Annotated in this window: 14 protein-coding genes; 9 read left to right on the top strand and 5 right to left on the bottom strand. The window is 58.1% G+C overall.

Translation table 11 applies throughout. From position 1 onward, the window contains the following. Window positions 1-53: 53 nt before the first annotated feature. Complete coding sequence (gene rpoS / locus JOE29_RS17795; protein ID WP_003314325.1) at window positions 54-1,061, top strand: RNA polymerase sigma factor RpoS; 1,008 nt, start codon at window positions 54-56, stop codon at window positions 1,059-1,061. Between the two features lie 544 nt (window positions 1,062-1,605). Here rpoS and fdxA read toward each other — a convergent pair. Beyond that, window positions 1,606-1,929 (bottom strand): ferredoxin FdxA, encoded by a 324-nt coding sequence (gene fdxA, locus JOE29_RS17790; protein ID WP_003339547.1) that lies wholly within the window; start codon window positions 1,927-1,929, stop codon window positions 1,606-1,608. Window positions 1,930-2,187: 258 nt separating this feature from the next. Next, window positions 2,188-4,755, bottom strand: coding sequence for a DNA mismatch repair protein MutS (mutS, locus tag JOE29_RS17785; protein ID WP_210080023.1), 2,568 nt, complete (start codon window positions 4,753-4,755; stop codon window positions 2,188-2,190). Window positions 4,756-5,029: 274 nt separating this feature from the next. Between mutS and JOE29_RS25605 the strand changes: the two genes are divergently transcribed. The 4 genes from JOE29_RS25605 (at window position 5,030) to recX (ending at window position 7,374) form a co-directional block, all read left to right on the top strand. Next, window positions 5,030-5,158 (top strand): hypothetical protein, encoded by a 129-nt coding sequence (locus JOE29_RS25605; RefSeq protein WP_004406207.1) that lies wholly within the window; start codon window positions 5,030-5,032, stop codon window positions 5,156-5,158. A gap of 84 nt (window positions 5,159-5,242) precedes the next feature. After that, the gene (locus JOE29_RS17780) at window positions 5,243-5,743 is read left to right on the top strand and encodes a nicotinamide-nucleotide amidohydrolase family protein (RefSeq protein ID WP_024650261.1); all 501 of its coding nucleotides are present in this window, start codon (window positions 5,243-5,245) and stop codon (window positions 5,741-5,743) included. 93 nt (window positions 5,744-5,836) lie between these two features. After that, window positions 5,837-6,901, top strand: coding sequence for a recombinase RecA (gene recA, locus JOE29_RS17775; RefSeq protein WP_002554688.1), 1,065 nt, complete (start codon window positions 5,837-5,839; stop codon window positions 6,899-6,901). Window positions 6,902-6,906: 5 nt separating this feature from the next. Further along, complete coding sequence (gene recX, locus JOE29_RS17770) at window positions 6,907-7,374, top strand: recombination regulator RecX (RefSeq protein WP_003339537.1); 468 nt, start codon at window positions 6,907-6,909, stop codon at window positions 7,372-7,374. Window positions 7,375-7,388: 14 nt separating this feature from the next. On the opposite strand, the gene JOE29_RS17765 is transcribed toward recX, so the two are convergent. After that, window positions 7,389-8,501 carry an LOG family protein gene (locus tag JOE29_RS17765; protein WP_003422071.1) on the bottom strand — a complete coding sequence of 371 codons (1,113 nt, stop codon included), beginning with the start codon at window positions 8,499-8,501 and terminating at the stop codon, window positions 7,389-7,391. A gap of 192 nt (window positions 8,502-8,693) precedes the next feature. After that, the gene (locus tag JOE29_RS17760) at window positions 8,694-9,110 is read right to left on the bottom strand and encodes a quorum-sensing-regulated virulence factor family protein (RefSeq protein WP_003314332.1); all 417 of its coding nucleotides are present in this window, start codon (window positions 9,108-9,110) and stop codon (window positions 8,694-8,696) included. Between the two features lie 254 nt (window positions 9,111-9,364). Here JOE29_RS17760 and JOE29_RS17755 point away from each other — a divergent pair, with 254 nt between their 5' ends. The 4 genes from JOE29_RS17755 (at window position 9,365) to JOE29_RS17740 (ending at window position 11,416) form a co-directional block, all read left to right on the top strand. After that, window positions 9,365-10,075, top strand: coding sequence for a tRNA-uridine aminocarboxypropyltransferase (locus JOE29_RS17755; protein WP_003391009.1), 711 nt, complete (start codon window positions 9,365-9,367; stop codon window positions 10,073-10,075). A 46-nt stretch (window positions 10,076-10,121) separates the two neighbouring features. After that, entirely contained in the window at window positions 10,122-10,304 is a 183-nt protein-coding gene (locus JOE29_RS17750; protein ID WP_004418676.1) for a hypothetical protein, read from the top strand. Between the two features lie 15 nt (window positions 10,305-10,319). Beyond that, window positions 10,320-10,967 (top strand): response regulator transcription factor ErdR, encoded by a 648-nt coding sequence (erdR, locus tag JOE29_RS17745; RefSeq protein ID WP_003319664.1) that lies wholly within the window; start codon window positions 10,320-10,322, stop codon window positions 10,965-10,967. A gap of 83 nt (window positions 10,968-11,050) precedes the next feature. Beyond that, entirely contained in the window at window positions 11,051-11,416 is a 366-nt protein-coding gene (locus tag JOE29_RS17740) for a diacylglycerol kinase (RefSeq protein WP_003314336.1), read from the top strand. Window positions 11,417-11,435: 19 nt separating this feature from the next. Here the strand turns inward: JOE29_RS17740 and JOE29_RS17735 are convergent, their stop codons facing one another. Further along, window positions 11,436-12,362 (bottom strand): LysR family transcriptional regulator, encoded by a 927-nt coding sequence (locus tag JOE29_RS17735; RefSeq protein WP_003339525.1) that lies wholly within the window; start codon window positions 12,360-12,362, stop codon window positions 11,436-11,438. Window positions 12,363-12,424: the final 62 nt, after the last annotated feature.

Genomic DNA, 12,424 nt, shown 5'->3' with positions numbered 1-12,424 from the left:
TGGAATCAGGCGATGCTGGAGCTTGAGGTCGAACTCACCAAAGGACTAAAACAATGGCTCTTGGCAACGAAGCGCCGGAGTTTGACATCGATGATGAAGTGCTCCTTATGGAAGCCGGCATTGTCCTGAAGGAAGCGTCAAACGAGAAGCAGCCAGCCGCTGTCTCGGGACGTACCAAGGTCAAGCATTCAACATCGCTCAAACAACACAAGTACATTGACTACACGCGGGCGCTCGATGCTACCCAGCTGTACCTCAATGAAATCGGTTTTTCTCCTCTATTGTCCCCGGAAGAAGAAGTTCATTTTGCGCGCCTGTCGCAAAGTGGAGACCCGGCCGGGCGCAAACGCATGATTGAAAGCAATCTGCGGCTGGTAGTGAAAATTGCCAGACGCTATGTCAATCGTGGGCTGTCATTGCTTGATCTGATCGAGGAGGGCAACCTGGGGTTGATAAGGGCGGTCGAGAAGTTCGACCCGGAGCGCGGCTTTCGTTTCTCTACCTACGCCACCTGGTGGATTCGTCAGACCATCGAACGCGCGATCATGAATCAGACACGGACCATCCGACTGCCGATTCATGTGGTCAAGGAGCTGAACGTTTATCTGCGTGCGGCCAGAGAGCTGACCCAGAAGCTGGATCACGAACCTTCTCCTGAAGAGATCGCCAACCTGCTGGAAAAACCGGTAGGCGAGGTCAAGCGCATGCTGGGCCTCAACGAGCGTGTCTCGTCAGTGGACGTTTCGCTAGGACCGGATTCGGACAAGACGCTGCTTGATACGTTGACCGACGACCGTCCGACAGACCCCTGTGAGCTGCTGCAGGACGACGATCTCTCACAGAGCATCGATCAATGGTTGTCTGAACTGACCGAGAAGCAGCGCGAGGTAGTGATTCGCCGCTTTGGCTTGCGCGGACATGAAAGCAGCACTCTTGAAGATGTAGGGCTTGAAATCGGTCTGACGCGTGAGCGTGTAAGGCAGATTCAGGTCGAAGGACTCAAGCGCCTGCGCGAGATCCTCGAGAAAAACGGTCTGTCCAGCGAGTCTCTCTTCCAGTAGTCCCCTTCCTCAGCATCCATCCAGGGCCGATATAACACAGTGCGTGTATATCGGCCTTTTTATATGTCTTTCGTCATCTCAACGTTACTGAGCACCCTGCCAGCCAACGCAGTTCTGCTTGGACGGCAGCGGCATGCTTGTACTCAGAGAGCTCAAAGCCTGTAAGTCATTGCGCACGCTTGCTGTAAGTCATTCAGGTAACCGGAGTGAGGCTTGTCGCCAATTCATCGGTTTTTTTATCGCAAGATATTGTTTTAGAATGGATTTTAATTCTGAAAGGCAATTGTCCAGGAAATATTCTGGAGCGTTTCGGGTGTTGCTCTCCAGCGTGATATCTCTAATATCGGAGCTGTGCCAACGGACCGGCACAGGCTATCAAGGATGACGGCCAAGGACATCGCGGGATGCGATTCATCAGGATGATGACAAGGGAATACAGGGATCAAGGAAAAATGTGGGCGGTTCATACCGCCCCTTTTTTTGTCTGCAGAAAAGCGTATCCAACAAAAAAGGCCCTCTTGGGGGCCTTTTGTCTGCGTGGAATCTAGCGTTCCAGTTCAGCGATCTTGCCGGTTTTGCCATCCCACTCTGCCGCATCCGGCATAGCGTCTTTCTTTTCGGTGATGTTGGGCCAGACTTCGGCAAGCTCGGCATTCAGCTCGATGAAGTTTTCCATGCCGGCAGGGATCTCATCTTCCGAGTAAATGGCTACGGCAGGGCACTCTGGCTCGCAGAGCGCGCAGTCGATGCACTCGTCCGGGTGGATCACCAGGAAATTCGGGCCTTCGTAAAAGCAGTCCACCGGACAGACTTCTACGCAGTCGGTGTACTTGCACTTGATGCAGTTGTCGGTGACGACGAAGGTCATTTCTAATTTTCTCCTCAGGCGGCTGCGGCAGAGCCCTTCCAGACAGGGGTGCCAGGTTCGGGAGGTTTCCCGGCCCTATGAAAACACGTGCTTTTGGTGGGTGGCCTTGAGGCAGTAAGACCGCGTCGTCTACTACCTGTCCTGCTACCTACCGGCGGTTCGCTGCATTTTCACGCGGCTCGAAAAACGTCTCGACCAGGCTAAAAGCCGAGAGCGTCCCAAACCGCGCGGGATTCTAACAGTATGTAACGCTTCGCGTCACAGGCGAGTTTGCAATGTGTATAGCAAATCCAGCGCCTGCCGCGGGGTCATATCGTCGACCTTGACCTTCGACAGCTCGTCGAGCACCGGGTGCGGCAGACTTGCGAACATATCGCTCTGTTGCGGGACTGCGGGCTTGCCGGGTTTGGCGCGCGGCTGCTCGTGCGGCAGGCTGGTGGTTTCCAGACGCTGCAAATGCTCCTTGGCGCGGCTGATGACCTTGCCCGGCACGCCGGCCAGTTGCGCCACGGCCAGACCGTAGCTCTGGCTCGCAGGCCCTGGCAGGACGCGGTGCAGGAACACGATGCGCTCATTATGCTCGGTGGCGTTGAGGTGCACATTGGTCACCAGCGGCTCGCTTTCCGGCAACACCGTCAGTTCGAAATAGTGCGTGGCGAACAGTGTGTAGGCGCGCAGTTGTGCGAGGCACTCAGCCGCCGCCCAGGCCAGCGAAAGGCCGTCGAAAGTACTGGTGCCGCGCCCGACTTCGTCCATCAGCACCAGACTTTTATCGGTCGCGTTGTGCAGAATGTTTGCCGTTTCGCTCATTTCCACCATGAACGTCGAGCGTCCGCCCGCCAGGTCGTCGCTGGAGCCGATGCGGGTGAAGATCCGGTCGACCAGCGACAGTTCGCAGCTGGCAGCAGGGACGAAGCTGCCGATATGGGCCAGCAGCACGATCAGCGCCGTCTGACGCATATAGGTCGATTTACCGCCCATGTTCGGGCCGGTGATGACCAGCATGCGCGTGCTGTCGTCCAGCGCCAGGTCGTTGGCAACGAAAGGCGTACTCAGCACCTGTTCCACGACCGGATGGCGGCCCTGCTCGATGCGCATGCAAGGTTCGGCGACAAAGCGTGGGCAATTGAGGTCCAGGTTCAGTGCGCGCTCCGCAAGGTTGCTCAGCACGTCCAGTTCGGCCAGCGCCGCCGCTGTGTCCTGAAGCGGCGCAAGATGACCGATCAGGTCTTCGAGCAGTGTTTCGTAGAGCATCTTTTCCCGACCCAGCGCGCGGCTCTTGGCCGACAACGCCTTGTCTTCGAACTCTTTGAGCTCGGGTGTGATAAAGCGTTCGGCACCCTTCAGGGTCTGGCGGCGTATGTAATCAGCCGGCGCCTGCTCGGCCTGCTTGCTTGGCAGCTCGATAAAATAGCCATGCACGCGGTTGTAGCCAACTTTCAGGTTGCCGAGGCCGGTGCGGGCTTTTTCGCGGGCTTCCAGGTCGATCAGGAACTGACCGGCGTTTTCACTCAGCGACTGCAGATCATCCAGTTCAGCGTCGTAGCCGGTCTTCAAGACACCGCCGTCACGGATGACCGCAGGCGGATTGTCGATGATCGCGCGCTGCAGCAGGTCGGCCAGCTCGGGATAGGTGCTGGCAGTCTGCGCAAGTTGCTGCAGGTGCGGCGCGTCCAGATCGGTCATCGCCTGTTGCAGTTCGGGCAGGGCGCTCAGGGCGTCGCGCAGGCGGGCGAGGTCACGTGGCCGCGCATTACGCAGGCCGATACGCGCCAGAATCCGCTCGATGTCGCCGATTTCCTTGAGCTGTGGTTGCAGGTTTTCGAAGCGATAGCGTTCCAGAAAGCAGGTGATTGACGTCTGGCGTGCCTGAAGGATGGTCAGGTCGCGCAATGGCCGGTTCAGCCAGCGGGTTAGCAACCGTGTCCCCATTGCGGTCTGGCAGCGGTCCATCACCGATTGCAGGGTGTTGTCACGGCCCCCGGACAGGTTGGTGTCCAGTTCCAGGTTACGGCGACTGGCTGCATCGAGGATCACGGTATCGTCGAGACGTTCGTGACGCAGGCTGCGTAAATGGGGCAGGGCGGTGCGCTGGGTTTCCTTGGCATAGCTGAGCAGGCAGCCGGCAGCGCCGATGGCCAGCGTCAGGTTTTCGCAACCGAAACCCTTGAGGTCCTGGGTTGCAAACTGCTGACACAGACTTTTATGGGCTGAGTCGCGCTCGAAATCCCAGGGCGCGCGACGTCGAGAACCGCGGCGCTTCTCGGCAGGCAGACCTTGTGGCCAGTCATCCGGAATCAGCAACTCGACCGGGTTGATGCGCTCGAGCTCGGCCAGCAGGTTCTCCCAGCCCTTGATCTCCAGCACACTGAAGTTGCCACTGGTGATATCCAGTACCGCCAGGCCGAACAGGCGTTCGTCACCCAGCACGGCGGCGATCAGGTTATCGCGGCGCTCGTCGAGCAGGGCCTCATCGCTGATGGTCCCTGGCGTGATGATCCGTACCACCTGACGATCCACCGGCCCCTTGCTGGTGGCGGGGTCGCCGATCTGCTCGCAGATCACCACCGATTCGCCCAGTTTCACCAGCTTGGCCAGATAACCCTCGGCTGCGTGGTAGGGAATCCCGCACATGGGAATGCTCTGACCTGCCGACTGGCCGCGTGCGGTCAGGGTTATATCCAGCAGCTTGGCGGCTTTCTTCGCGTCTTCGTAGAAGATCTCGTAGAAATCGCCCATGCGATAAAACATCAGTTGATCCAGGTGCTGGTTTTTGAGTTTCCAGTACTGCTGCATCATCGGAGTGTGTGCGGAGAGGTCGGAAATTGCTTTATTCATCAGTGGCTTAGGCAAGTTCTTGAGAGGAGTGAGGCAACCTTGAGACGCGACGGGTGGCCCTTGTCTGAAGCAAGGGGCGTCTGCCGGGTATGTGCGATGGCGGCAAGGTTATCACGCTAGACCGGGTGGTGCAGTGACAGCGTGGCTTCCCGCGTATTGGTGACCGGGCGTTTCCAGACAGCCATGCATCCCGATTTGCCGTATAGACTTTCATCGCTGCCACTCGATCACCGGGCGGTAACTTATAAAAAAGGACTTTTATATGAAGAACAAACGAGCAAGGGATTCTGTCAGCGGGCGCTTCATCCCTTTGGAAGAAGCCAGAAAAAGGCCGAGAGAAACCACGGTGGAAACGGTCAAAAAGCCCGGGCGCAGGAAAAATGACAAGTAAAGCAGCATGCTCAGCCCTGTTGCGCGGCAGGTGCGCCGCCTCAAGATTCACCTTTACAGGCTTTCCAGCATGAATGATTACACCGTGAATGAGATAACCGGGCTTGCCGATACGCTTGGCAGGCTTCTGGGTGCAATGAACGCGCAGGTGACTACTGCCGAATCCTGTACGGGGGGCGGAATCGCTGAAGCGATCACGCGCATTGCCGGAAGCTCGGCGTGGTTCGAAGCGGGCTACGTGACCTATTCGAATGCCCAGAAGACCCGCCAGCTGGGAGTGCCCGAGATGTTGTTCGAACAGGTCGGGGCGGTCAGCCAGGCGGTTGTCGAAGCTATGGTGCGAGGCGCACAGCGTGAAAGTGGTGCACGATTCGCCGTTGCGGTCAGCGGTGTCGCAGGGCCCGGCGGCGGTTCGCCGGACAAACCGGTCGGTACCGTGTGGCTGTGCTGGGGCAAGGATGATGCGCTGATCGCCCGGCGTTGCCACTTCGATGGCGACCGTGATCAGGTCCGTCGACAGACGGTTGAAGCCGCGCTGCACGGGCTGATACAGCTTGCACGCGGAGAAATGCCAAAACAGGGGTAGGCGCGCGCTCACTGCTGTGGAATAATACTGTCTACTTATACAGGTGTTGTGGCCATCAAGGCCCTAATTGAATTTGATTACGTGAGGACTTCAATGGACGACAACAAGAAGAAAGCCTTGGCTGCGGCCTTGGGTCAGATCGAGCGTCAGTTCGGTAAAGGTGCCGTGATGCGCATGGGCGATCATGATCGCCAGGCGATCCCTGCCATCTCCACCGGTTCGCTGGGTCTGGATATCGCTCTCGGTATTGGTGGTCTGCCGAAAGGCCGAATCGTGGAAATCTACGGTCCTGAGTCTTCCGGTAAAACCACGCTGACACTGTCGGTCATCGCTCAGGCCCAGAAAATGGGTGCTACCTGCGCCTTTGTCGACGCCGAGCACGCACTGGATCCGGAATACGCCGGCAAGCTGGGCGTCAACGTCGACGACCTGCTGGTTTCGCAGCCGGACACCGGTGAGCAGGCGTTGGAAATCACCGACATGCTGGTGCGCTCCAATGCCATCGACGTGATCGTGGTCGACTCCGTTGCTGCGCTGGTGCCCAAGGCAGAGATCGAAGGCGAAATGGGTGACATGCACGTGGGTCTGCAGGCGCGTCTGATGTCGCAGGCGCTGCGCAAGATCACCGGCAACATCAAGAACGCCAACTGCCTGGTGATCTTCATCAACCAGATCCGCATGAAGATCGGCGTGATGTTCGGCAGCCCGGAAACCACCACCGGTGGTAACGCGCTGAAATTCTACGCTTCGGTACGTCTGGACATCCGCCGTACAGGCGCGGTCAAGGAAGGCGATGAAGTTGTCGGCAGCGAAACCCGCGTCAAGGTCGTGAAGAACAAGGTAGCTCCGCCGTTCCGTCAGGCCGAGTTCCAGATTCTTTACGGTAAGGGTATCTACCTGAACGGTGAAATCGTCGATCTGGCTGTTCTGCATGGTTTTGTCGAGAAGTCCGGCGCCTGGTACAGCTACCAGGGCAGCAAGATTGGTCAGGGTAAGGCCAACTCGGCCAAGTTCCTGGCAGATAACCCGGAAATCTGTAAAGCGCTCGAGAAGCAGATCCGCGACAAGCTGCTGACCCCTGGCGTCGATACCAAGGCTGTCGGCTCCCGTGAAGCAGTGGCTGCCGATGATATGTCTGAAGCAGATGTCGATATCTGATAGCCATGCCTGCCGTGCTCGATACACCCGTCGCCGTCAGGCGCACTGCAATGGACCTGCTCGCACGTCGCGAGCACGGTCGAGTCGAGCTGACGCGTAAACTGCGTCAGCGCGGCGCTCCCCCCGAGCTTATCGATGCAGCCCTTGATCGTCTGGTCGAGGAAGGACTGCTCTCTGAATCCCGTTACCTCGAAAGCTTCGTTTCTTACCGGGCACGTTCGGGCTACGGTCCCGTTCGTATTCGCGAAGAGCTTGGTCAGCGTGGCTTGCAACGTGCCGACATTGAGCAGGCTCTAAGGGAGTGCGGCGTTGATTGGCAGGAGAAGCTTCACGAGCTCTGGCAGCGCAAGTTTGCCGGTGCTTTGCCTGTCGATGCGCGCGAGCGAGCCAAGCAGGGGCGTTTTCTGAGTTATCGCGGCTATCCGCTGGAAATGATCGGCCGCTTGTTAAGCGGCCGTGGCGGAGATGACTGATATATCCGGGGGGCTTACTGTGGCGTCCGGTTCCGAGCTGCGTCCCTTGTCGCTGAAGCGTCTTCCCAGTTTTCCTGTTGATTGATGTAATCCACCAGTTCCCGAAGTCTGCCCTGATTGCGCCCTGTGAAGGTGAACGCCAGTCGTGTCAGGTGACTGAATTGCGCTTCATCGTGCTCTTCGCCCTGATAACTGTGTTGATGAAAGTTTTCATTGATGCACAGGTCAGCGAACGCTTCCTGCATGTGCTCCAGGGCCTGTTCGTTCAGCGCATGATGCATACGGATCACGAACTTGTTTTTCAACCAGCGGCTGGAATGGAAGTTGGCGTAAAACCGGTTGATCTCTTCCACCGCTTCGTCGGCGCTGTAAACCAGCCTCATCAGCTTCATGTCGGCTGGCAGAATGTAGTGATTGTCCTGCAACTGATGCTTGATGAAGTCCAGCGCACCTTGCCAGAAACTCCCGCCAGGCGTATCCAGCAATACAACAGGCACCAATGGGCTTTTGCCGGTTTGTATCAGCGTCAGCACTTCCAGGGCTTCATCCAGAGTTCCGAACCCGCCTGGGCATAGCACCAGCGCGTCGGCTTCCTTGACGAAGAACAGCTTGCGCGTGAAGAAGAAGTGGAAGGGCAGCAGGTTTTCGCTGCCTTCTACCGTCGGGTTGGCGTGCTGTTCGAAAGGCAGGGTAATGTTGAACCCGAGGCTGTGTTTCAAGCCTGCACCGGCGTGAGCTGCCGCCATGATGCCGCCGCCTGCGCCGGTGATGACCATCATGTCGGCGCGGGCCAGTTTTTCACCCAGCTCTGTGGCTTGTGCGTATAGCGGATGTTCCATTGGTGTACGGGCGGAGCCGAACACAGTGACTTTGCGGCGGCCCTTGAAGCGTTCGAGCACCCGAAAGGCTTTGTCCAGTTCGCGCAGGGTTTGCAGCGTTATCTTGACGTCCCAGCGGTTGCGGTCATCCTGGGCCATGCGCAGCACCGTGAGCATCATGTCGCGGTACAGCGGCAGGTTTTTCGTGCCCGGAGCCACCTCATTGATGTGCTCTTCAATCTTGCTGGTCAGGTCGAGACCGTCGCTTTGAAAGTGTCGGGATAGAAGATCGTCAGGTACATACGGCATTCGGGATTTTTCCTCCTGCAGGATCAATGGCCCAGTGGGGCGTGTTGAACCGATGATGTCCCGGTTTGCAGAGAAAGGCTACCCATTGCCTGTTCATTGCCAGGGTGGATTAGTTGCAGGATGTCTTGAGTATTGATCGACTGACGCGCCTGAGGGACAGGCGCGCGGGGGCGGCTACATGTCGGGCGTGGCTTATTGCTTGGGCTTTACAGTGCAGTCGGAAGCCTGAAAGGTCTGCGTCACAACCGGGCGGTTGGTCTTGTACTCGGTGAACTGATACTTGAGTACGGCCCCCTTGGTCATCAACTGGCGGAAACCATTGTTGTGGCAAACGCTATTACCCAACTGGTTGCGCATCACGTCCGGATTGGCGCGCATCTGCTGGGCCTGGCCTTCACGAACGCTCAGGTGGTTGATCAACTGGTTGCCGCTGACGGTATAGCCCTGATCGAGGATGTCTTCGTTGATCGCTCGCGGCGTGCCGACACTGCTTTCCTTAGCGACTTTTTCCAGCATCTTGCTGAGTTCGAACTCCTGTTTCGACGCCGCTTGGGCGCACAGTGGAGCAACGAGCAAAAGCGTAAGGGTGGGTACGATAAGGCGCAGCATTAAACTCTCCTGATTAAGTCACTGGCCGTTGGACCAGCGACTTCAAAGTGCGTTCCGGGCAGCCCACCGATAGCGCGGGGTGCTGTGGCGCAGCAGTATAGAGCAGGAGCCTTGATCGGGCCTAGGCTCTGTGCGAAAAGAGGCCTCGGTACCGAAAGCGCGTTGAAGTGCCGGGCCTCTGATAAACTGCGCGGACTTTAATCCTGCCGAGTCTTTGTGGTGTCGATGTCTTTCCCCCGCAGGCGTGTCCTGTAATGAGCCATGCCGTTTCCCGCCTGCGCGATGAGCGTCTGGCCCGCAGTACCAGGCCTTTTATTGCCCGTGGCTCGCGCGCGCCGCGCTGTCCAGAATGTCGGGTTATCTCCAGCTATTGTCTGTGCGAATGGCGACCCAGCGTCGCTGCCGACTCAGGCATCTGCCTGCTGATGTATGACACTGAGCCCTTGAAGCCGACCAACACCGGTTGGCTGATTGCCGATGTCATCCAGGACACTCATGCCTTCCTCTGGTCGCGGATAGAGGTCGATGAGCAATTGCTCGCCTTGCTGGACGACCCGCAGTGGCAGCCCTACATCGTCTTTCCCGGAGAATTTGTCGCCGAGGAGCGCGTGGTCAATAAGGTCTCGCGCCTGGATGGCAAGCGCCCGTTGTTCATTCTGCTGGATGCTACCTGGACCGAAGCGCGCAAGATGTTTCGCAAGAGTCCTTATCTGGAGCGGTTTCCGGTCTTGAGTCTGGAACCCGAGCAGATCTCGCGCTACCGTTTGCGTCGATCCAGGCGCGACGACCACTTCTGCACGGCGGAAGTGGCCGCCCTCTGTCTGGAACTGGCTGGTGACGCCAGTGCCAGCGGCGTGCTGGATGCTTATCTGGACGTGTTCAGCGCTCATTATCTGGGCGCCAAGTATCAGAACCCGATTGATCCCGACGACGTGGCGCATACCCATTTGAAGGCCTTCATTTGAAGGCTGTTCATAACCAGTGGCGGTCGAACTGCGCGGGTTTGGCTAATTGCCATCTATGTTCCCGGGTATCGACGCTTCGCGCTTGACCGTCATGGCCATGCTGGGCATGCTTGGCGCCGCCTGGAAGCCGATTCATCTGGTCTGGCAGTGCGCCGGAGCCCGCTACGGGTTTCGCGCCGAGCGTTCGCCAGCCTCGCTGGGCGGCCGATTCTTCGGCCCCTCACTATAAAAACAGGATCATTACATGACCTACGACATCCTGATCGCTGATGATCATCCCCTGTTTCGCAGTGCGCTGCATCAGGCGCTGAGCATCGGCCTGGGGCCTGACGCAAGGCTGGTCGAGGCAGAAAGCATTGCCCAGCTTGAGTCGCGCCTAGGGGAAAAGGCTGATTGGGATCTGGTTCTGCTGGACCTGAACATGCCTGGTGCCTATGGCTTCTCCGGTCTGGTCCTGTTGCGTGGCCAGTACCCGCAGATACCGGTGGTCATGGTCTCGGCGCAGGAAGAAGCCTCTATCGTGGTGCGCTCCAGAGAGTTTGGTGCCAGCGGCTTCATTCCCAAATCCAGCTCGCTGGAAGTCATTCAGCAGGCGGTACGCACGGTGCTTGATGGTGACGTCTGGTGGCCGCCGCAGGTCAATGAAGTGATCAGTGTTTCAGACGAAGCAAAGGCTGCCAGCGCAGGCCTTGCCAGCCTGACGCCGCAGCAGTTTCGAGTGTTGACGATGGTCTGTGAAGGCTTGCTGAACAAGCAGATCGCTTCCGAGCTCAGCGTGTCCGAAGCCACCATCAAGGCACATGTCACGGCGATTTTCCGCAAGCTTGGCGTACGCACGCGTACCCAGGCAGCATTGTTGTTACAGCAGCTTGAGTCCATTTCGTCCAGCTGACGGCTTTCAGGTTGCGAGCATTCACGCTTTTTTGACCTTTATTGCCTTAGCTTTCCTCATCTTTTTTACACAGCAGCCTCTCTATGTCGCCCTTCAAAGGCCAAACCGGTCTGAAACGTATTCTTAACGCCGCTGGTTACTCACTGGACGGTATGCGCGCAGCCTTCAAAGGTGAAGCGGCCTTCCGCCAGTTGGTACTGCTCAACGTGGTCCTGATTCCGCTGTCGTTTTTTCTGCACGTCAGCAAGGGCGAGCATGCCCTGCTGGTAGCCGTGTGCCTGCTGGCGCTGATCGTCGAGCTGCTTAATTCGGCCGTAGAGGCGGCCATTGACCGTATCTCCCTGGACTTGCACCCGCTGTCCAAGAACGCCAAGGACATGGGCAGTGCTGCCCAGTTCATTGCCTTGAGCATGATCGGTCTGGTGTGGGCGATCATTTTGCTGGGCTGACGCCTTTCGATACAGACCGTCAATACAGGCTGGGCAGCACGATCTCGTCGCTGCGCTGCACCCCGGCGGTGAACGCGCGGCACAGCTCGAGAAACTCGCGCATGGCCGAGGTCTGGTATTTCTGTTTATGCCAGATGAAGTAGAACTGCCTGGCCAGGTCCAGCTCCGGCGTGGCCAGTTCGACCAGATTGCCGCGACGAAAGGCGTCGCGCAGCGCCAGTCTGGAGATGCAGCCAATGCCCAGCCCGGATTCGACTGCGCGTTTGATGGCTTCGGTGTGCTCGAGCTCCAGTCGGACATTCAGCCCGTTACGATGATGACGCATCGCCTGATCGAAGGTCAGGCGTGTGCCGGAGCCCTGTTCCCGGAGAATCCAGGCTTCATGGGTCAGCTCTTCCAGGGTTACCTGGGCGCGCTTGGCCAGCGGATGCTGCGGGGCGCAGAACACCACAAGTTCGTCTTCGACCCAGGATTGCACTTCGATGTCCGGGTGGCTGCAATCGCCTTCGATGAGGCCCAGATCGATCTCGTAGTGCGCGACCTGTTGCACGATATGCGCGGTGTTCTGGACATGCAGCTTGACCTGGCTTTCCGGATGCCGCTGCATGTAGCCGCCGATCAGCAGGGTCGCCAGGTAATTGCCGATCGTCAGCGTCGCCCCGACCGCCAGCGAGCCGAAGCCTGATTTACCATTGAGCAGGTCTTCGATTTCCTTGGCCTGATCGAGCAGCGCGACGGCTTGCGGCAGCAATTGCCTGCCGGTGGCGTTAAGGCTGAGGCGCTTGCCGGCGCGGTCAAACAGCTGGCAGCTCGACTGGCGCTCCAGCTCGGTGATGGAGGTGCTGGCAGCCGACTGCGAAAGCGAAAGCAGTACCGCGGCTTTGGAGACGCTTTCTTGCCGGGCGACGGCCACAAATACCTGGAGCTGACGGAGAGTAAATCGCATATCTATATAACCGATAACCTATATCTTGATAATTCATTTAACAGATATTGTGTCTGCCACTA

The sequence above is a fragment of the Pseudomonas sp. PvP009 genome, assembly GCF_017832995.1.
In the GTDB taxonomy this organism is placed as follows: domain Bacteria; phylum Pseudomonadota; class Gammaproteobacteria; order Pseudomonadales; family Pseudomonadaceae; genus Aquipseudomonas; species Aquipseudomonas syringae.
Note: the sequence above shows the minus strand (reverse complement) of the source record. Positions and strands in the feature narration are given on the sequence as shown.